This window comes from Oscillospiraceae bacterium, from assembly GCA_015067255.1.
Classification (GTDB): Bacteria; Bacillota; Clostridia; order Oscillospirales; family SIG519; genus SIG519.
On the sequence record SVMS01000027.1, the window covers coordinates 1 to 18,464 of the forward strand.

Here is an 18,464-nt window from a genome sequence, read left to right on the forward strand (position 1 = left end):
TGGTGGCCTCTGTTAGCGAAATGAGCTCGGATCTGATGTGTCCGTCCGGTTATAAGGTCAATTTCAAGTAAAGAAAGTCCGTTTTTTTCGTCCTTGACCCAATATTTAAGTACAGCGGTTTTAGAGCCCTGTTCATAAGTTTTTGAAAGATATACTCTGTTTTGGTCTTGATTTTTAACAAGATAATCAGTCAAGGTTCCGCTTTTTTTCTCAAAGCTACCCACTGCAAGACAAAGATATTTCTTTGTAAGCTCTCTGTTTTTGATTTTTTCGTTGAGAATACGCAAAGAAACGGCATTTTTAGCGGCAATTACTATTCCGCTTGTGTTTCTGTCTATACGGTTGCATAGGGCAGGAGTAAAGGAATTTTCGTCCTTGGGATTAAATTCTCCCTTTTTGTATAAATAAGCGCAAATATGATTTATAAGAGTGTTTACCTTTTCCTTTTCGTCCTCATGGCAAAGCATACCGCTTTTCTTGTTTACAAGTATTATATTTGAGTCCTCGTAAATTATGTCTATATCGGGAGTTACACAGGTAAAATCACGGGTATCTTCTTCAAAAAAGCTGTCGTTAAGATATACCCTTACAACATCGTTTTCTTGAAGACGGTAGTTTATCTGAGTGCGCTTTCCATTTACCTTTATATCCTTGTTTCGTACCGCCTTACAAAGCATAGAAACAGGCAAAGCCCGACAAGCCTTTAAAAGAAACTTGTCGAGCCGTTGTTCACTGTCATTCTGATTTATTATAAATTCTCTCATAACGCCGCAGAAAGCTTTTCGATGCCCACTTTAATTCTGTCGATAGTTTGCTCCTTGCCTAAAATAAAAGCAAGCTCAACAGCACCGCCGGGAGTAAAGGATTTTCCAGAAACAGCAACTCTTACAGGCCAGAGAATTTGTCCGTTTTTAACGCCCATTTTTTCAACTATGCCAAAGAGAGCACCGTGAATATTGTCCATTGTCCATTCGTTTACAGCCTCAAGAGCTACCAACGCCTCTTTAAGTGCAGGTAAAGAATTTTCGGAATTTGTTTTCATTTTCTTGTGAGTATAAAGCTCAATATCGTATTCTGGAAGAGCGTCAATAAAATCAACCTGCTCGGGAATATCTGTAAGCAATACAGTTCTTGGCTGTAAAAGCTCGGCAATCTGAGTAAGGTCGCTCTTTGTTTTTACTGTTTGCAAAATATAAGGCTTTGCGTGCTCTAAAAACTCGTCAAGAGACATTCTTCTGAGATATTCGGCATTGAGCCAGTTAAGCTTTTCAGTGTCGAAAATAGCAGGGGACTTGGAAATTCCCTTTGTGTCAAAAGCTTCAACTAATTCTTCAAGAGTGAAGATTTCCTTTTCGCCTCCGGGACTCCAGCCTAAAAGGGCAATATAGTTGAGTACAGCCTCTTTTAAATAACCCTTCTCAATAAGGTCGCCGTAGGAAGCATCACCGTTTCTTTTTGAAAGCTTTTCGGTGGCATTTTTCATAACGGGAGGGCAGTGAATATATTTAGGAATATCCCAGCCAAAAGCAGAATAAAGCAAGTTGTATTTAGGTGTAGAGGATAGGTATTCGCTTCCTCTTACAATGTGGGTAATGCCCATAAGATGATCGTCTATTACATTTGCAAAATTGTAGGTGGGCAAGCCGTCTGATTTAATTAAAATATTGTCATCAAGAGTGGAGTTGGGCGCAGAAATTGTGCCGTAAACCTCGTCATAAAAGGAGGTTTCACCCTCCTGAGGAATTTTTTGACGTATTACATAAGGAATACCGCTCTTAAGCTTTTCTTCAACTTCTTCTTTTGAAAGTCTTGAACAGTGACCGTCGTATTTATGAGGCACCTTGCTTGCCTCGTGAATAGCCTTAAGCTCGTCAAGACGTTCCTTATCACAAAAGCAGTAATAAGCGCCGCCCTTTTCAACAAGCTCCTGAGCGTATTTGAGATATAAATCTCTTCTTTCACTCTGGATATAAGGGCCGAAATCACCGCCTATATCGGGTCCTTCGTCGTGGATAAGACCTGTTTGCTTTAAAGTGTTGTAAATAATATCAACAGCGCCTTCAACATATCTTTCCTGGTCGGTATCCTCAATTCTCAATATAAATTTACCGCCGTCTTTTTTTGCCAAAAGATAGGCGTAAAGAGCAGTTCTGAGATTTCCTACGTGCATATAGCCGGTAGGGCTCGGTGCAAAACGGGTTCTTATCATTTGTGCCGTATTCCTTTCATAGTTTAATAAATAATAAAAGTCTGATTTTCATTATAAAATGAAAAATAACACTTGTCAAGGGTTTATATTTGTGTTATACTCTCTGTATTATCTTTAAAGGTGTAAATAAAATTTAAAAGGGTATTTGATAACTTTTTGTATTGATTTTTACCTTTGAAAAATAAAGAAGGGTGACAAATGGAATATATTTTTTCAGACAAGGTTTCGGGCTTGAAGCCCTCTATGATAAGAGAGATATTAAAACACGGTTCAAACCCCGATGTTATCCCGCTTTCTGCGGGAAATCCTGCAGTTGAGTCCTTTCCTGTTTCCGAGATGGCTCAGATAGCAGCGGAGATTTTTGAAAAGGACTATTCAAAGGCGTTGCAGTACGGAATTACAGAGGGACATACTCCCTTGAGAGAAATAACTGCCGAAAGATTAAAAAGTAAGTTCAATATAGGAAAAGATTTTGACAGTACAATTATCGTTTCCGGAGGTCAGCAGGGAATTGACCTTACCTGTAAAGTGCTTTGCAACGAAGGAGATACCGTAATATGCGAAAATCCTTCCTTTATAGGTTCTCTCAATGCTTTTCGTTCATACAATGTAAAGCTTTGCGGAGTAGAGCTTGAAAGCGACGGAATAAATCTCGAAAAGCTTGAAGAAGCTTTAAAAACAAATAAAAATGTAAAGTTTATTTATACTATCCCCACCTTCCACAATCCAAGCGGAATAACTACATCTCTTGAGAAGCGCAAAGGAATTTATGAGCTTGCAAGAAAATATAATGTTTTTATCCTTGAGGATAATCCTTACGGAGAGCTAAGATATACAGGGGAAGATATTCCCACAATCAAATCAATGGATGAGGACGGAAGAGTAATTTACTGCGGCTCCTATTCTAAAATTTTGTCGTCGGGAATTCGTTTGGGCTTTGTATGTGCACCTTCTGAGATAGTTTCTAAAATAGTAGTTTGTAAGCAGGCAAACGACGTGCATACAAATCAGTTTTTCCAAATGATAGCTGCCGAATTTTTAACAAGATACAGCCTTGATGAGCACGTTGAAAAAATTCGCAGTATCTATCGCCGTAAGCTCGGACTTATGCTTGACGGTGCAGAAAAACATTTTCCTAAAGAGGTAAGCTTTACACGTCCTGAGGGAGGCCTTTTTGTATGGTGCACAGCCCCCGAAGGTACAGATATAATGAAGCTTGCAAGCCTTTGTATAGAGAGAAAGCTTGCCATTGTTCCGGGAGTAGCATTTTTAACAGACCCTGATATTCCCTGTAACAGCTTCCGCATCAATTTCTCAACTCCTTCCGATGAGCAGATAGTAAGAGGTATGGAGATTTTGGGAAATACACTAAAGGATATACTCGCTTAAGAAAGGTTTTGTTTTTTATGGAAGAGAAGAAAATAATATTTTCCGGAATACAGCCCTCCGGAACTTTAACATTAGGCAACTATTTGGGAGCCGTTAAAAACTGGGTGGATTTGCAGGATAAATATAACTGTATTTATTGTGTTGCTGATTTGCATGCAATAACAGTGCGTCAGGTGCCTGCAGAGCTCAGAAATAACAGTCTTTCTCTGCTTGCTCTTTTGCTTGCTTGCGGAATTGACCCTGAAAAAAATCTTTTGTTTTTCCAATCCCACGTTTCTGCACACGCAGAGCTTGCTTGGATTCTTAACTGCTATACTATGTTCGGTGAGCTGTCAAGAATGACACAGTTCAAGGATAAATCAGCCAAAAATGAAAATAACATCAATGCGGGACTTTTCACATATCCCTCTCTTATGGCGGCGGATATTCTGCTTTATCAGACAGACCTTGTTCCTGTTGGAAAGGACCAGACTCAGCATTTAGAGTTAGCAAGGGATATAGCAACACGTTTTAACGGAATTTACGGAGATGTTTTCAAAATCCCTGAGGGCTATGTTGCGAAAGTGGGCGCAAAGGTTATGTCCTTACAGGAGCCCTCGAAGAAAATGTCCAAGTCAGATGAAAATGCAAATTCCTACGTTGCAATTCTTGATAAAAAAGATGATGTTTTAAGAAAGTTCAAGCGTGCTGTTACCGACAGTGAAACTGTTGTAAGATATGGCGAAAACAAAGACGGAATAAACAACCTTATGTCAATATACAGTGCCGTTACTTCAAAAAGCTTTGAAGAGATAGAAAAAGAGTTTGAGGGCAAGGGCTACGGTGACTTTAAAATGGCTGTAGGCGAAGCGGTTGATGCAGAGCTTGCGCCTGTAAGAGAAAAATACGAACAGCTTATGAAGAATAAGGATTACTTAAAAGAAATTTACACAAAGAGTGCAGATACTGCGGCATATGTAGCTTCCAAAACTCTTTCAAAGGTATACAAAAAAGTAGGCTTTATGCCTAAAAGATAGACAAAAACGAAAGGTGGGAAGCAGGTAGGTTTCAAACATAAGCCTGCTCCTTAATATGAGTTTAGTTCATTATGTTTTAATAGCCGGTGCATTTTTTATAGCTGCTGCATTTGTATTTTTTGTAACTCCGGCAGTGAGAATTTTTGCTTTTAAAATAGGCGCAGTAGATATCCCAAGAGATGAGCGCCGAATGCATTCTGTTCCTATTGCGAGATTGGGCGGCTTAGGTGTTTTTGCAGGGTTTATAGTAAGTATAGGCTTTTATCTTGCTTCATCTCATTATCTCAATCTGTCATTAAAATTGGTAGGAATTCTGGCAGGAGCGTCAATTATAATTATTTTAGGAATAATTGACGATATTACGCCGTTGAAAGCAGGAATAAAGTTTGTTATACAGATTATAGCGGCGGCAATTCCCGTATTTTGCGGAATGAGAATAGATATATTCGAAAATTTAAGGAATTTTGCGCCAAACGTTTATATACCTATAGGCTGGTTATCTATAATCTTTACGATTTTCTGGATAGTAGGAATAACGAATGCAGTTAATTTTATAGACGGACTTGACGGCTTGGCGGCAGGAATATCGGGAATATCAACGGTTTCAATGGTAATAATTATGCTTTTTACAAGAAACGTTGAAATGGCTTTGCTTGCTGCGGCACTTTCCGGTGCGTGCATAGGCTTTATTCCTTTTAATTTCAATCCTGCAAAGATTTTTATGGGTGATACGGGAGCAACGTTTTTAGGCTTTATGCTTGCTTGTGTTTCTATTCAGGGACTTTTTGGCTCGTATCTTATTGTTTCCTTTGCAGTGCCGTTTTTGTTGTTGGCTTTGCCGATTTTTGACACAACCTATGCAATAATCCGCAGAATAAGAGCAGGACAAAGTCCGATGGCGGCGGACAGAAACCATATACATCACAGACTTATTGATTTCGGACTTACACAAAAACAGGTTGTTTTAATTTTATATATGTTTACGCTTTGCCTTTGTATCTGTGCAATAGCCATAACCTTTATGGGAATAGGAAGGGCAATGTGGTTTGTTATAATACTTTTTGTTCTTATGCTTATAGCCATAATAATTGCAGGTAATTTAAGAAAGCTAATGGCCAAAAAAGAAAGAAAAAATAAAGGGTGTACGAAATGATTAACGAATTTCCGAGAATAATAACATTACTGAGAAAAGAAAGAGGCTTAAGTCAAAAGGCGGTAGCTCAGGAGCTTAAGGTTTCTCAAGCTCTTTTATCGCATTATGAAAAGGGAATAAGAGAGTGCGGATTGGATTTTTTGGTTAAAGCTGCAATATTTTATAACGTGTCTACCGATTACCTTTTAGGCCGTACTCCTGACAGACACGGTGCAGTTATTGATGTGCAGGATTTGCCCGATGAAAATGCAATGGGAAAAGAAAATGTTTTTAAAGGCTCAATGCTTCCCGTACTTAACAAAAGACTTATAATAAATTCAATGAATGTGCTTTTTGACCTGTTAAGCACAGCCAAAAGCAAGGATTTAACAATGGAAGCCTCCAATCAGATTATGATTGCTGTATATAAATCATTTCGCAGTATATACGAGCTTAATAAAACAAATCCGGACAGTCTTTTTGCTGCTGAAAAGGATTGCTACAGAGAGCTTGCCAATGCCGCACTTATTAAGAGCGATGTACGTCTTAAGGCATTGACAAGAGAATCAAAAAGCGTAAAGGTTAAGCCTGTTCGTGTAAATGAAGAGGACTTTGCTTTAAACCAATCTCAAATAGAGGAGAAATACCCAAGCTTTGCGGCATCACTGTTTAATCTGATACAAAATGCAGAAATAGCTATGCAGGCAAAAACAAAAAAATAAAAAGAAGGCTGATATAATTGTCGGAATTATTGCAGGAATTATTAAAAACTCCTTCCCCCTGTGGAAGTGAATCAATGCTCTGTGAGCTTATTGAAAAAAATACTGTTCAATACAGTGATAAACAGTATATTGATAAATTGGGAAATCTTATAATAAGAAAAGCAGGTAACGGAAAAAGGCTTATGCTTACAGCAAATATGGATGAGCCTGCTATAGCGGTAAATTATATTGAGGATAGCGGAAAGCTTCGTTTTTCTTATATAGGAAATACTCAGCAGGAGCTTTTAGTTGGCTGCAGAGTAATTTTCCAAAACGGCGTAAGCGGAATCATATGTGCAGATAAAAAAGCGGAAAACGCACGCCAAATGTATATAGAAATAGGCTGCGAAAGCAGACAAGAGGCAGAAAAGAAAATATCTGCAGGCGCTTTTGGAGTAATATATAACAAATTGGTAAAGCTTGAAAACAATAAAATTGTCGGCAGCGGTATGGACAATAAAATCGGAATATTGATTCTTACTGAGGTTATCAAAAGACTTGTTTCAACTAATTACGATACCTATTTAGTATTTACCACTCAGAAAAATATGTCAAATAAGGGTGTAAAGGCAGCAGTTTTTGATGTAGAGCCGGAAATTGCAATAACAGTTGAAGGTGTTTGCGAGGGCGCTGAGGTTTCAAAGGGTGCTTGCATCAAGGTCAGAGATAAGGGCGTAATATGCCAGTCTGAAATTGTTGATAAGCTTGTTTCTATTGCAAAAACTAAAGAAATCCCGTATCAGCTGGAGGCTTCCGACAATATTTCTCAGGCAGGGGATATATATAAATCAGGAAGCGGTGTTATTACCTGCGGAGTGGGATATCCCGTTAAAAAATGCTCTCCCGAAAGCGAAATTATAAGTCTTGACGATTTGCAAAGCGCTGTATCTCTTATTTTAAGCTTTTTGGCAATGTAGGGCGGTGAAGCATATATGGCAATAGCATTTAAAGTATCGGACAATTTTAATTTAGACCAATTGATAGGTAAAATAGCGCAGAATTATCAGCTTCACGGATACAATGTAATTCCTTTAAGTATGGGCGATAATACCTGTATTGAAATTTCCAAAGGTAAGGATAGCTATGTAAAATATGTCGGCTTAAGCCTTTGCGCAGAGCTGAGTATGATAAAAAAAGGAAATATATTGACAATAAGTGTAAAGCATAAGGACTGGATTTTTAAAATGATAGCAATCGCATTGGGAATATTACTTTCTTTGGGCTTTGTAGGCGTTTTGCTGATAGCAGCAGGAGTTTTTGGAATTGTAAAGCAGTACAACTTTACACAAGAACTGCAACAAAACGTAAGCCTTATTTTAAGCAATTCGGCATCTTCTTGATATTGACAAGAAAATAAAAGAAGGATACAATATTATTGCAAAAACATTCAATGGCAGTAAGGGGATAAATTTTAAGTTTAGAGTTTATTGGCAATTACGATTGGAGGTTTTATTATGAAAAAAATAATAGCAATAATCATTTTGGCAATCTTTTGTACTTTGATATTTTCAGGCTGTAATAATAGCGATGTATCTTCTGCTGATTATAAAAATTCACTTATAAAAGTTACAGCAGGCGGTAAAACTATAGGCCCTTATATGCAAGTTCTTTCCACTGCAGAATGGGTAGACCATGAGGATGCAATTGACTTTCAGTATGGGGATGCATTTTTTTCGGTAGAACGTTTGAAAGAGCTCATAAATGATAGAAAAATTCCAAAGCTTGCTTACGAAGAAGATATAAGTATATCCTTTGAAAATAATGTTGAGCTCGAAAATGTTACGGTGTATTTGATAGATGAAAAAGGAGAAACAGAACAAAAAAAGTTCTCGGATATTTCTCAACTTTCAAGCCTTTCTAAAGGGAATTACTATGTGGGAATTAACTTTACAGAGTGGGGAGATTATATTGAGAAAATACAGAAAAAAGAACATAACATATGGTCCGGGCTGTTTCAACTGACGGTTAAATAATGTTAAAATTAATTGACAAGAAAATAAAAGAATGATATACTGAAGATGCAATAAAGAGGGGTAAAACCCAATTTAGAGCATAAATTAAAAAGATTTGTACCTATTTCAAGGGCGTTTCCGAGAATGAGGGCAGAGAATATATTTGAGATGTTTATTTTAAAATATCTTTTAAGCGTGGTTTTGACCTCTCTGCACTTGTTGCGGAGAGGTTTTTTGTCTTATTTTAAAAAGGAGTGTCAGTATGGAGAAAAGAATAGCTGTGATATCTATACTTGTTTATAACAACAATTCTGCAAATCAGTTAAATGAGTTGCTTCATCAGTTCGGCGAATATATTGTGGGGAGAATGGGTATCCCTTACAGAGAAAAGGGGGTTTCAATAATAAGCATTGTTTTAGATGCGCCCAACGATACAATAGGAGCATTGAGCGGCAAAATCGGAATGCTTCCCGACGTAACTGTTAAAACAATGTATTCAAAGATATGAAAAGATTAATTGATAAGCTATATAAAGACGGCGCTCTTGAAAGAAATGAATATATTGAGCTTTTAAAAAACTATAACGGAGAAACAGCTCTTTATTCAAGAGAGCTTGCAAACACAATACGAAAAGAGATTTTCGGCAATAAAATTTATATCAGAGGTCTTATTGAGGTTTCAAGCTACTGTAAAAGGGATTGCCTTTACTGTGGTATAAGAAAAAGTAATACCTGTGCTCAACGTTACAGATTGACACAGGAGGAAATTTTAAAGTGTTGCACTTTAGGATATGAATTAGGTTTCCGAAGCTTTGTATTACAAGGCGGAGAGGATATGTATTTTACACAGGACAGAGTTACGGAAATTATAAAACAAATAAAAAAAGACTTTTCCGACTGTGCAGTAACGCTTTCCTTAGGGGAAAGAAACAGAGAAGAATACAAACAATGGTTTGATGCAGGGGCTGACAGATATCTTTTAAGGCACGAAACGGCAGACAGTATTCATTACAGTAAGCTTCATCCCAAAAACACAACTCTTGAAAGCCGTATGGAATGTCTTGAAAATTTAAAGGAAATAGGATATCAGACAGGCTGCGGCTTTATGGTGGGCTCACCCTTTCAAAGTGAAGAAACTTTAGCAAAGGATTTGGAGTTTATACAAAGCTTTAAGCCGCATATGGTAGGCATAGGCCCGTTTATTCCACAAAAGAATACACCTTTTGGTGATAGAGAGCAGGGCAGTCTTGAATTGACACTGTTTTTGCTTAGTCTTGTGAGAATAATGCTTAAAAATGTACTGTTGCCTTCAACTACCGCTTTAGGTACGATAGCCCCAAATGGCAGAGAATTGGGAATACTGTCTGGAGCAAATGTTGTAATGCCTAATTTGTCGCCTTTGGAGGTAAGAAAAAAATACTGTCTGTATGACGGTAAAATATCCACTGACGAGGAAGCGGCAGAGGGAAAAGAAAAACTAAATGAAAAAATGAAAAAAATCGGCTGTGAGCTTTACGTAGGCCGCGGCGATTGGAAAGAATAACAGGGGGATAAATATGAAATACGATGTTAAATCAAGCATAGCAGAAGAATTTATAAATCATGAGGAAATATTGGATACTATCGAATATGCCAAGAAAAACAAATCAAACAGAGAGCTTATTTTCGGCCTTATAGAAAGAGCAAAGGACTGCAAAGGTCTTTCTCACCGTGAAGCAGCCGTTCTTTTGGAGTGCGATATTCCCGAAGCTAACGAAAAAATAAAAGAGCTTGCAATAAGCATTAAGGAAAAGCTGTACGGACGAAGAATAGTAATGTTTGCGCCTCTTTATCTTTCCAACTATTGCGTAAACGGATGCACCTACTGTCCGTATCATTACTGCAACAAAAATATTGCCAGAAAAAAGCTTACTCAAGAAGAAATAAAAAGGGAAGTTATAGCACTTCAGGATATGGGACATAAGCGTCTTGCAATTGAATCAGGAGAAGACCCGGTGAGAAATCCCATAGAATATATTCTTGAAAGCATAGAAACAATTTACAGTATAAAGCATAAAAACGGTGCAATACGCCGAGTAAATGTAAATATTGCGGCAACAACCGTTGAAAATTACAGAAAGCTTAAGGAAGCGGGAATAGGCACATATATTCTTTTCCAGGAAACCTATAACAAAAAAGCTTATGAAGAGCTTCATCCCACAGGACCCAAAAGCAATTACGCATATCATACCGAAGCTATGGACAGAGCTATGGATGGCGGAATTGACGACGTAGGCATAGGAGTTTTATTCGGCCTTGAAATGTACCGCTATGACTTGGTAGGCCTTCTTATGCACGCAGAGCATCTTGAAGCAGCAAAAGGGGTAGGCCCTCATACAATAAGCGTACCCAGAATATGCCCTGCAGACGATATAAATAAAGAGGATTTTTCAAACGCTATTTCGGACGATATTTTTGAAAAAATAGTGGCAATAATCCGTATAGCAGTTCCTTATACAGGAATGATTATTTCAACCCGTGAATCAAAGGCATCAAGAGAAAGAGTTCTTAAATTGGGAGTTACTCAGATAAGCGGAGGCTCAAGGACAAGTGTCGGCGGATATGTAGAGCCTGAGCCTGAGGACACTAACTCTGCACAGTTTGATATAAGTGATACAAGAACCTTGGACGAGGTTGTAGGCTGGCTTTTAAAATTAGGATATATTCCAAGCTTTTGCACCGCTTGTTACCGTGAAGGCAGAACGGGAGACCGTTTTATGCAGCTTGTAAAATCGGGACAGATAGCAAATTGCTGTCAGCCTAATGCACTTATGACATTGAAGGAGTATTTAGAGGACTACGCTTCGGAGGAAACACGTAAATACGGCGAAAAGCTTATTGCAGCAGAGCTTTTAAAAATACCTAATGAAAAGGTGCTTGATATTGCCCGTGAAAATCTTGAAAAAATAACAAAAGGAATACGGGATTTCAGATTTTAATTAAAAGAGGAAAAGAGTATGACAAAGTCATTAAATGAAACACCAAATGCTTCAAGGCTTCATATAGGCTTTTTCGGTAAAAGAAACAGCGGAAAATCTTCGCTTATAAATGCTTTTACAGGACAGGAGGTGTCCATTGTTTCGGATACTGCGGGCACAACAACCGACCCTGTATATAAGGCTATGGAGATAAACGGCTTGGGAGCTTGCGTATTGATTGATACTGCAGGCTTTGACGATGTGGGAGAATTGGGACAAATAAGAGTTGAAAAGACAAAAGAGGCAGCGGAAAAAACAGATATTGCCGTAGTTGTTTTTTCAGATTATGAAATAGAAAAGGAGCTTTTGTGGATAGAAAGCTTCAAGCAAAGAAAAACTCCCATTGTAGCAGTTATAGGAAAAACAGATGTTGTTGAAGCGCCTCAAAGACTTGCTGAAATAATAGAGGAAAAGACATCAATTAAGCCAATAGAGGTAAGTGCTTTACACAAAAAGGGCATTGAAGAGCTAAAACAAGAGCTTATAAGGCTTTTGCCTGAGGATTTTGAAATGCCAAGCATAACGGGAGCTTTGGCAAAGGAAGGGGATACTGTGCTTCTTGTAATGCCGCAGGATATACAGGCGCCTAAAGGAAGACTTATTTTGCCACAGGTGCAGACTACAAGAGATTTGCTTGATAAAAAATGTGTTGTTATAAGCGTTACATTGGATAAATTAAATCAGGCTCTTGATACTCTTAAACAGCCTCCAAAGCTTATAATTACAGATTCACAGGTTTTTAAAAGTGTATACGAATTAAAGCCAAAGGAAACTGTTTTAACATCTTTTTCAGTGCTTTTTGCGGCATATAAAGGGGATTTGCCTTACTATTTCGAGGGTGCAAAGGCAGTGGAAGGCTTAAATGAAAATTCTAAAATTCTCATAGCTGAATGTTGCACACACGCGCCTCTTTCGGAGGATATAGGACGTGAAAAAATCCCAAAGCTTTTAAGAAAAAGATTTGGACAGAATTTGAAAATAGATATAGTCGGAGGCACCGATTTTCCTCAGGATTTAAGTGAGTACGATTTGATAATTCAATGCGGCGGCTGTATGTTCAATAGAAAATATATAATGTCAAGAATACAACGTGCAAAAAATCAAAATATACCTATGACAAATTACGGAGTCCTTTTAGCACATTTAAGCGGTCTTGTAATAAAAGAGGACAGAACGGCACAATGTTCACTTTAAGACTCAAATTTATTTTTTGTTGTCCATTTCTTTAATTTTTCCTCTTCTGTGTTGTTTTTTAAAAGTCGGACTGCTTCTTTTAAAATATCGCTGTTTTTGCTGTGTTTTATAGAGGGTTTAACAATAAATATGGCTTCTTCGATAATATCACTTTTCGGATTTTTTATAATAACAATATTTTTATAAACGCCTTTTATCATAACAGAGCCCCTTTGAACATTGGATTTTAACAGTATTTTTAACGTAAAATGGAGAATATATGCAAACATATAAAATTTTGCTTGCTTTTTATTTGGAAATATAGTAGAATAATCGTATATATACTTAAAAGGGGAAATTGAAAAATGGTAACAGCAGGCGATTTTAGAAACGGCGTAACTTTTGAAATGGATGGAAACGTATATCAGATTATAGAATTCCAGCACGTTAAGCCCGGTAAGGGAGCAGCTTTTGTAAGAACAAAAATTAAAAATGTTATTTCAGGAGCAGTTGTTGAAAAAACCTTTAACCCTACCGATAAATTTGAAAATGCATATATTGAAAGAAAAGATATGCAGTATCTTTATAATGATGGAAATCTTTATTACTTTATGGATTTGGAAACTTATGAGCAGATTCCGATCAATGAGGATACTTTGAGCGATAACTTCAAGTTTGTTAAAGAAAATATGGAATGTAAGGTTCTTTCCTATAAGGGAAATGTTTTCGGAGTAGAGCCTCCTCTATTTGTTGAGCTTGAAATTACAGAAACAGAGCCCGGCTTTAAGGGTGATACAGCTCAGGGAGCAACAAAACCCGCAACCTTGGAAACAGGTGCTACAATAAAAGTTCCGTTGTTCATCAACCAGAACGAGGTCATCAGAGTTGATACAAGAACAGGCGAATATATGGAAAGAGCATAATTTTTGCTTTTTAACATAAAATAGTTATTAGCAGAAATTAAATGAACGGAGGATAAAAATGAATATCACTGAAAAAGCAGGATACTTAAAAGGTCTTGCAGAAGGTCTTGATATCAGTGCAGACAGTAAAGAAGGAAAGCTTCTTTTAGCCCTTGTAGATGCTTTTGCACAGTTGGCAGATGAGGTGGATACTTTGGATGCTGATTATGAAGAGCTTCACGCATACGTTGAAGAGCTTGATGAAGATTTAGGCGAATTAGAGCAAACAGTTTACGGTGAGGATGACTGTGATTGCGATTGTGATTGTGATTGCGACGATGAGGATTTTGATGACGAGGAATATTCCGTTATTTGTCCCACCTGTAAAGAGAGCATTTTTCTAACTGAAGAAGATATAGAAAATGCAAAGGTTGAATGTCCTTTCTGCAATGAGAAAATTGAGATAGGATTTGAAGAGTGCGATGATGATTGCGACTGCGGTTGTCATTGTGATTGCGAATAATTTTAAAGCATCGGAAAAGCTTTTCCGATGCTTTTTTTGCTTAATTGACAAAAGTTGAGAACCAATATATAATAAAATTATAAGAGATATTTTAAATACATAGGGAGCGTTAAAATGAAATATAATTATAAAAAGGGAGTACTTGTTGTTTTTGTCTTTTTAGTGGTTATAGCACTTATAATAACTATATCATCTTTTGTAAAAGCATTGTTGGGATTGTCTGATGATACTGTTATTTCTATGGCTATTTCTATTGTTGAAGTGGTAGGCGTTCTTATATCGTTAATTGTTGCGGTACGTCAATTAAGCGATTCTAAGGAGATTTCAAGAGCCTCTTTTGTTACAGAGCTTAACAGAACCTTTACTGAAAATAAAGATAATATGGAGCTGTATACAGCACTTCAGGACTGTCTTGATTCAAAATGTGCTAAAGAAAATAACTGTACGGAGGAAACTGAGTGTAATTTAAAATTCCCTAAAGTAGTAGTCTCAAATTATTTAACTTTTTTTGAAACTATCTATCTGTTAGAAAAAAACGGCGCAATAGATTTTGAAATGTTGGATGATTTGTTTGCATATCGTTTTTTCTTGGCAGTACATAGTAAATTTGTTCAGCAAGTAAAGCTTAAGCCTCAGCCTGAAAACTTTAAAAATATTTTCTGCTTAGAGTATGAATGGATGATGTACCGTAAAAACAAAGCAGGAAAAAATGATGCTGAAAACAGCGTTTATAAAAAGAATAAGCTTGAAAATCTTCTTGTAACAGAAGAACAAAAAGAAATGTATAGCAAGTGGATAAAGGAGTGCAGAAATTTTTAAATGAAAATTGATATTGAAAAATTTGTTTTTAAAGAATGTTCGAAAGAACAGCTTGATGATATATTGAGAATACAGGAAGAAACCTTTAAAAATCTTGAAGCCTCAGAGCTTTTGCGTAAAAATACACCCGAAATGTTATTAGAGTGCTTACAGCCTCCTCACATCACCTTGGGAGCGTGGTATGAAGGTGAATTAGCGGCATTTTCTGTTTTGTATTATCCTCATACCAAAGAAGAAAGCTTATGCGATTATTTAGACAATGTGGATTGTCTTGGGCTTAAAGATGCTAATTATAAGCTTTGTATTGTAAAAGAAAAGTTCAGAGGAAACTCTCTGCAATATGAATTGGAAGTAAGATTAGAAAAATATGCAGTTGAAGCAGGAGTAAAAATTCTGTGTGCAACTGCATCTCCCCATAATATTCACAGCATAAAAAACATTGAAAAAATGGGATATAGCTATAATAAGACCTTAAATAAATACGGATTAGTGAGAAATCTTTATTATAAATTTATTTAATATTTTTTTTAGCAGTTAATATACACAGTGTAACCGATAAATCAATTATAGCAAAAAATGCGATAGATAAGCTGTTTAAGGCTAAGTAAGTAATTAAGACAATAAATAAAAATAAAGCTGTAATTATAAAAAAATCAAGCCATTTTGGTATTTTGATTTTTGATGTATACGATAATTCCAGTATGGTTGAAAGTAAAGAAATCATAAAACGCATCTCCCTTATTGATAGTATACTCAGCTTTTGCGAAATGAATGAAAGGAAAAGCTATGAAAAACAATAAGAAAAAAGCACCAATAATTTCTGCTTGTGTAATTATTGGGATATTGACAATTTTTTTGGCAACAGTGATATTACCTTTGATAAAAGAGGTATATGGATTTTTGATTGCAATAGTAATTTTGGGTATTTACGGTATTGCTGTTATAGCGGTAATAATAGGTGTATCAATAGCCTTGCATCAACGTCTTAAGGAGATTGAAAGCGGCGAGGAAGAAGAGGCTAAAAAATATTAAGAATAAGGAGAAAATGGTATGTTATTATTAAGTATCAATTATGTTCCGGGACGTGAAATAGAAGCGTTGGGAATGGTTAAAGGAACAATAGTTCAATCTAAAAATTTCGGAAAAGATTTTATGGCAGGAATGAAAACACTGGTCGGCGGTGAAATTAAAGGCTATACCGAAATGCTTATAGAAGCCCGTCAGATAGCTACTAAACGAATGGTAGATGAGGCAAAAGCTTTAGGAGCAGATGCGGTTATAAATATTATGTTCGGTTCTTCCTCTGTTATGGCAGGAGCTGCTGAAGTAATAGCTTACGGAACAGCAGTAAAATTCAAATAACAAAAATATAAAATGATTTTAAAAGGTTGAAATTTTATGAAATGGTTGTTGGGATATAGCGACAAAAAAGAAGAACTACCGTTAAATTATAAAGAGGTTAGCGTTCCTACTGATGTACAGCTTGAATTTTTACAGGAGGGAGCCGAAGATATCTTCTTCGGCTCAAACTTCAAAAAATATGAGTGGATGGAAGATAAATGGTGGCATTTCAAAACCACAATATTTATCGAGAAAAAGGAAGGCTTTATACCGGTACTGACCTTTAAAGGTATAGATTACGGATATACGATTTATATTGACGGTAAGCAAATTATAGAGGATGAAGGAATGTTTACGCCTGTAAGCATCAATTTGTCTGAGTATGAAGGAAAAGAGATAGAGGTACTTGCGTTATTACATCCTATTCCCAAAGTAGAGGGAATGGCAAAGGACAGAACACAGGCGTCTGCATCTTGTATTCCTGCTGTTTCTTATGGATGGGATTGGCATCCCAGATTAGTGCCGATAGGTCTTTATGATGACGTTGAGCTTTGTTATAAGCCTGATACATATATAAAAGATTATAATATTTTTTATAATGTTACAGAAGATTTATCAAAGGTAAGCGGATATCTTGATGTGGATGTTGTAAATCCCAAGGGAGATATAACATTGGAAATTTTTGAGGCGGAAACTTGTGTATATAAAAGCACAGCTTTATGCACTCGAGAGAGCAGAGTAAGCTTTGAAATTGACAATCCTAAGCTTTGGTGGTGCGTAAGTCAAGGCGAACAAAATATGTATACACTTAAGCTTACAGCAGGAAGCGACTCTGTTTGTAAAAAAATAGGCTTTAGAAAAGTGCGTCTTGTAATGAATGCAGAGTCCGTTGAATGAAGCTCATTCCCAAAAACTCAAAGTAAAGCACCTATTACTTTAGAGTTAAATGGAAGAAGAATATTTGCGAAGGGTACTAACTTTGTTCCTCCTGAAATATTTGCAAGTAAGCTCAACTATGAAATTTATAAAAAACAGCTTCAGCTTGTGCTTGATTGTAATATGAATATTATTCGTATGTGGGGCGGCGGTCTTGTAAATAAGGAAAGCTTTTTTGAATTATGCGATGAAATGGGTATTATGGTATGGCAGGAGTTTCCTCTCGCTTGTAATAACTATAAGGATAATGACCATTATCTCAAAGTTCTCGATAAAGAGTCCCGTTCAATAATCAAAAGGCTAAAAAAACACCCCAGCGTAGTTATGTGGTGCGGCGGAAACGAGCTTTTCTGCTCCTGGAGCGGTATGACAAATCAATCAAAGGCAATAAGATTGCTTGATAAAAACTGCTATGAATTAGATGAAAATACACCCTATTTACAGACATCACCCCTTTACGGAATGGGACACGGCCACTATATGCCTTTTTCTTCTATGTTTACCGAAACTATGACAGATATAATAGAATCTGACTTTACAGCATATACAGAGTTTGGCGTTCCGGCGCCCTCACCCTTTGAATACATTAAAAAATTCACCCCCGAAGAAGAATGGTATACTGTTGAACCGGGTACAAGCTGGGAATGGCATCACGCACTTAAAGCTTGGGATGGAAATGAAAACACCTGGTTTTGCAGAGATATGATTGAAAGATATTACGGCAAAGCTAAAACTCTTGGTGAGATTATTGAAAACGGAGTGGAGCTTCAAGGGGAAGTGCTTAAGCATATTTTTGAAGAAGCAAGACGTAAATGGCCTAAAACATCAATGGCTCTTAACTGGTGCTTTAATGAGCCTTGGCCCAGTGCTGCAAACAACAGTGTAATAAACTATCCCGATATACCTAAACAGGGATATTACGGAGTGCAGGCAGCTCTTCGTAATCAAATGTTCAGCGTAAGAGTAAAGAAAATGATACATTATCCGGGCTCAACACTTAATTTTGAAATTCATCTGCTCAATGATTTACCTGAGAAGCTTAAAGGACAAAAGTTCAGCGTTGAATTGTCAGACAAAAACGGAACATTTAAGCGTTGGGATAATCTTTACAGCAATGAGGTAGAGGAAAGGTCCTCCAATATAATACTTGCTCTGAGTACTGTGTTGCCTAACAGCATATCAAATAAATTTAAAATAAACATTATCTGTGAAGATAAACACCTTTCCAGCGAATATCTTATGTTTGCAAGAACACCTGATTTAGTTTAATAAGTGCAAAAATAGCAACTCTGAAA

General features: G+C 36.8%; 22 protein-coding genes. 19 read left to right on the forward strand and 3 right to left on the reverse strand.

What is annotated here, in order from left to right; all coding sequences use genetic code 11:
• Both E7480_06815 and E7480_06820 read right to left on the reverse strand, forming a co-directional pair.
• The coding region (locus tag E7480_06815) for an RluA family pseudouridine synthase (GenBank protein MBE6904304.1) at positions 1-764 on the reverse strand (764 nt) is incomplete at its 3' end.
• The gene (locus E7480_06820; protein ID MBE6904305.1) at positions 761-2,209 is read right to left on the reverse strand and encodes a glutamate--tRNA ligase; all 1,449 of its coding nucleotides are present in this window, start codon (positions 2,207-2,209) and stop codon (positions 761-763) included. The genes E7480_06815 and E7480_06820, both read right to left, overlap by 4 nt.
• 198 nt (positions 2,210-2,407) lie before the next feature.
• Here E7480_06820 and E7480_06825 point away from each other — a divergent pair, with 198 nt between their 5' ends.
• The 11 genes from E7480_06825 (at position 2,408) to hydF (ending at position 12,669) form a co-directional block, all read left to right on the forward strand.
• Positions 2,408-3,598 (forward strand): PLP-dependent aminotransferase family protein, encoded by a 1,191-nt coding sequence (locus tag E7480_06825; protein ID MBE6904306.1) that lies wholly within the window; start codon positions 2,408-2,410, stop codon positions 3,596-3,598.
• 17 nt (positions 3,599-3,615) lie between these two features.
• Entirely contained in the window at positions 3,616-4,614 is a 999-nt protein-coding gene (gene trpS / locus E7480_06830) for a tryptophan--tRNA ligase (GenBank protein ID MBE6904307.1), read from the forward strand.
• 55 nt (positions 4,615-4,669) lie between these two features.
• Positions 4,670-5,767: an undecaprenyl/decaprenyl-phosphate alpha-N-acetylglucosaminyl 1-phosphate transferase gene (locus E7480_06835; protein MBE6904308.1), complete on the forward strand. Its 1,098-nt coding sequence runs from the start codon at positions 4,670-4,672 to the stop codon at positions 5,765-5,767.
• Positions 5,764-6,468 (forward strand): helix-turn-helix domain-containing protein, encoded by a 705-nt coding sequence (locus E7480_06840; GenBank protein MBE6904309.1) that lies wholly within the window; start codon positions 5,764-5,766, stop codon positions 6,466-6,468. Before E7480_06835 ends, E7480_06840 begins: the two co-directional genes overlap by 4 nt.
• Before the next feature lie 17 nt (positions 6,469-6,485).
• On the forward strand, positions 6,486-7,424 hold the full coding sequence (locus E7480_06845) for a hypothetical protein (GenBank protein MBE6904310.1): 939 nt from the start codon (positions 6,486-6,488) through the stop codon (positions 7,422-7,424).
• Between the two features lie 15 nt (positions 7,425-7,439).
• Positions 7,440-7,847, forward strand: coding sequence for a hypothetical protein (locus E7480_06850; protein MBE6904311.1), 408 nt, complete (start codon positions 7,440-7,442; stop codon positions 7,845-7,847).
• A gap of 114 nt (positions 7,848-7,961) precedes the next feature.
• Positions 7,962-8,480 carry a hypothetical protein gene (locus E7480_06855; protein ID MBE6904312.1) on the forward strand — a complete coding sequence of 173 codons (519 nt, stop codon included), beginning with the start codon at positions 7,962-7,964 and terminating at the stop codon, positions 8,478-8,480.
• Positions 8,481-8,721: 241 nt separating this feature from the next.
• Positions 8,722-8,967, forward strand: coding sequence for an iron-only hydrogenase system regulator (locus E7480_06860; protein MBE6904313.1), 246 nt, complete (start codon positions 8,722-8,724; stop codon positions 8,965-8,967).
• Complete coding sequence (hydE, locus tag E7480_06865; GenBank protein MBE6904314.1) at positions 8,964-10,001, forward strand: [FeFe] hydrogenase H-cluster radical SAM maturase HydE; 1,038 nt, start codon at positions 8,964-8,966, stop codon at positions 9,999-10,001. Before E7480_06860 ends, hydE begins: the two co-directional genes overlap by 4 nt.
• Positions 10,002-10,014: 13 nt before the next feature.
• The gene (hydG, locus tag E7480_06870) at positions 10,015-11,436 is read left to right on the forward strand and encodes a [FeFe] hydrogenase H-cluster radical SAM maturase HydG (GenBank protein ID MBE6904315.1); all 1,422 of its coding nucleotides are present in this window, start codon (positions 10,015-10,017) and stop codon (positions 11,434-11,436) included.
• A gap of 18 nt (positions 11,437-11,454) precedes the next feature.
• Positions 11,455-12,669 carry a [FeFe] hydrogenase H-cluster maturation GTPase HydF gene (hydF, locus tag E7480_06875; GenBank protein ID MBE6904316.1) on the forward strand — a complete coding sequence of 405 codons (1,215 nt, stop codon included), beginning with the start codon at positions 11,455-11,457 and terminating at the stop codon, positions 12,667-12,669.
• Here hydF and E7480_06880 read toward each other — a convergent pair.
• Positions 12,666-12,869 (reverse strand): hypothetical protein, encoded by a 204-nt coding sequence (locus E7480_06880; GenBank protein MBE6904317.1) that lies wholly within the window; start codon positions 12,867-12,869, stop codon positions 12,666-12,668. The genes hydF and E7480_06880 overlap by 4 nt on opposite strands.
• A 144-nt stretch (positions 12,870-13,013) precedes the next feature.
• Here E7480_06880 and efp point away from each other — a divergent pair, with 144 nt between their 5' ends.
• From efp to E7480_06920, 8 genes are all read left to right on the forward strand, one after another.
• Positions 13,014-13,571, forward strand: coding sequence for an elongation factor P (gene efp / locus E7480_06885; protein ID MBE6904318.1), 558 nt, complete (start codon positions 13,014-13,016; stop codon positions 13,569-13,571).
• Positions 13,572-13,629: 58 nt separating this feature from the next.
• Positions 13,630-14,073 carry a hypothetical protein gene (locus tag E7480_06890; GenBank protein ID MBE6904319.1) on the forward strand — a complete coding sequence of 148 codons (444 nt, stop codon included), beginning with the start codon at positions 13,630-13,632 and terminating at the stop codon, positions 14,071-14,073.
• 114 nt (positions 14,074-14,187) lie between these two features.
• Complete coding sequence (locus E7480_06895; GenBank protein ID MBE6904320.1) at positions 14,188-14,892, forward strand: hypothetical protein; 705 nt, start codon at positions 14,188-14,190, stop codon at positions 14,890-14,892.
• A complete protein-coding gene (locus E7480_06900; GenBank protein ID MBE6904321.1) occupies positions 14,893-15,411 on the forward strand; it encodes a GNAT family N-acetyltransferase in 519 nt (172 codons plus the stop codon).
• A 267-nt stretch (positions 15,412-15,678) separates the two neighbouring features.
• Entirely contained in the window at positions 15,679-15,924 is a 246-nt protein-coding gene (locus tag E7480_06905) for a hypothetical protein (protein MBE6904322.1), read from the forward strand.
• Between the two features lie 18 nt (positions 15,925-15,942).
• A complete protein-coding gene (locus tag E7480_06910; protein ID MBE6904323.1) occupies positions 15,943-16,254 on the forward strand; it encodes a YbjQ family protein in 312 nt (103 codons plus the stop codon).
• Between the two features lie 36 nt (positions 16,255-16,290).
• Positions 16,291-17,130 carry a hypothetical protein gene (locus E7480_06915; GenBank protein MBE6904324.1) on the forward strand — a complete coding sequence of 280 codons (840 nt, stop codon included), beginning with the start codon at positions 16,291-16,293 and terminating at the stop codon, positions 17,128-17,130.
• Between the two features lie 33 nt (positions 17,131-17,163).
• Positions 17,164-18,438 carry a hypothetical protein gene (locus E7480_06920; GenBank protein ID MBE6904325.1) on the forward strand — a complete coding sequence of 425 codons (1,275 nt, stop codon included), beginning with the start codon at positions 17,164-17,166 and terminating at the stop codon, positions 18,436-18,438.
• Positions 18,439-18,464: the final 26 nt, after the last annotated feature.

What these genes read in the sequence shown, in the direction of transcription:
- E7480_06820 (MBE6904305.1), bottom strand. Translation starts at nt 2,209, where the DNA reads ATGATAAGAACCCGTTTTGCACCGAGCCCTACCGGCTATATGCACGTA.
- hydE (MBE6904314.1), top strand. Translation starts at nt 8,964, where the DNA reads ATGAAAAGATTAATTGATAAGCTATATAAAGACGGCGCTCTTGAAAGA.
- E7480_06855 (MBE6904312.1), top strand. Translation starts at nt 7,962, where the DNA reads ATGAAAAAAATAATAGCAATAATCATTTTGGCAATCTTTTGTACTTTG.
- hydF (MBE6904316.1), top strand. Translation starts at nt 11,455, where the DNA reads ATGACAAAGTCATTAAATGAAACACCAAATGCTTCAAGGCTTCATATA.
- E7480_06825 (MBE6904306.1), top strand. Translation starts at nt 2,408, where the DNA reads ATGGAATATATTTTTTCAGACAAGGTTTCGGGCTTGAAGCCCTCTATG.
- E7480_06890 (MBE6904319.1), top strand. Translation starts at nt 13,630, where the DNA reads ATGAATATCACTGAAAAAGCAGGATACTTAAAAGGTCTTGCAGAAGGT.
- hydG (MBE6904315.1), top strand. Translation starts at nt 10,015, where the DNA reads ATGAAATACGATGTTAAATCAAGCATAGCAGAAGAATTTATAAATCAT.
- E7480_06880 (MBE6904317.1), bottom strand. Translation starts at nt 12,869, where the DNA reads ATGATAAAAGGCGTTTATAAAAATATTGTTATTATAAAAAATCCGAAA.
- E7480_06915 (MBE6904324.1), top strand. Translation starts at nt 16,291, where the DNA reads ATGAAATGGTTGTTGGGATATAGCGACAAAAAAGAAGAACTACCGTTA.
- E7480_06860 (MBE6904313.1), top strand. Translation starts at nt 8,722, where the DNA reads ATGGAGAAAAGAATAGCTGTGATATCTATACTTGTTTATAACAACAAT.
- efp (MBE6904318.1), top strand. Translation starts at nt 13,014, where the DNA reads ATGGTAACAGCAGGCGATTTTAGAAACGGCGTAACTTTTGAAATGGAT.
- E7480_06840 (MBE6904309.1), top strand. Translation starts at nt 5,764, where the DNA reads ATGATTAACGAATTTCCGAGAATAATAACATTACTGAGAAAAGAAAGA.
- E7480_06895 (MBE6904320.1), top strand. Translation starts at nt 14,188, where the DNA reads ATGAAATATAATTATAAAAAGGGAGTACTTGTTGTTTTTGTCTTTTTA.
- E7480_06850 (MBE6904311.1), top strand. Translation starts at nt 7,440, where the DNA reads ATGGCAATAGCATTTAAAGTATCGGACAATTTTAATTTAGACCAATTG.
- trpS (MBE6904307.1), top strand. Translation starts at nt 3,616, where the DNA reads ATGGAAGAGAAGAAAATAATATTTTCCGGAATACAGCCCTCCGGAACT.
- E7480_06900 (MBE6904321.1), top strand. Translation starts at nt 14,893, where the DNA reads ATGAAAATTGATATTGAAAAATTTGTTTTTAAAGAATGTTCGAAAGAA.
- E7480_06910 (MBE6904323.1), top strand. Translation starts at nt 15,943, where the DNA reads ATGTTATTATTAAGTATCAATTATGTTCCGGGACGTGAAATAGAAGCG.
- E7480_06905 (MBE6904322.1), top strand. Translation starts at nt 15,679, where the DNA reads ATGAAAAACAATAAGAAAAAAGCACCAATAATTTCTGCTTGTGTAATT.
- E7480_06835 (MBE6904308.1), top strand. Translation starts at nt 4,670, where the DNA reads ATGAGTTTAGTTCATTATGTTTTAATAGCCGGTGCATTTTTTATAGCT.